The organism is Massilia genomosp. 1, assembly GCF_011682185.1.
GTDB lineage: Bacteria > Pseudomonadota > Gammaproteobacteria > Burkholderiales > Burkholderiaceae_D > Telluria_A > Telluria_A rubra.
The window spans coordinates 1-333 of sequence record NZ_WHJF01000462.1 but is presented as its reverse complement, the minus strand read 5'-3'; the positions used below and the strand labels follow the sequence as shown (position 1 = coordinate 333).

At 63.4% G+C, this 333-nt stretch carries 1 protein-coding gene; it reads right to left on the bottom strand.

Annotation, left to right across the window (positions count from 1 at the left end; translation table 11 throughout):
- The coding region (locus tag F1735_RS34520) for a hypothetical protein (RefSeq protein WP_167241561.1) at positions 1 to 333 on the bottom strand (333 nt) is incomplete at both ends.

The window sequence follows — 333 nt, the reverse complement described above, 5'->3', positions numbered from 1 at the left end:
CAGCGCACGCGTCCAGCGGTCGAGAAAATCGGTGGCCAGGGCCGTCATCGGCAGCGTTTCGACGCGCCATTGCGTGATATCGGCGGCGCCGTCCCACCACTGCTCGAAGGCGCTTTGCAGGCGCGCCAGCCTGGTCGAGAGGATGCGCGCGATGACGATGGTTTCGTCGGCCGAAAAATAGGCTTCCCAGTTGCCGTTGACGCTGTTATCGAGCTGGTAGAACTTGACCAGGGCAGCGTACTCGCTGGCCATGGCGAGCAGGTCGGGAAAAGACATTTCGGCCAGCGAAAAATAGCCGTCCTGCAGTGCCGGCAGCAGGCGCTCGGCCTGGCT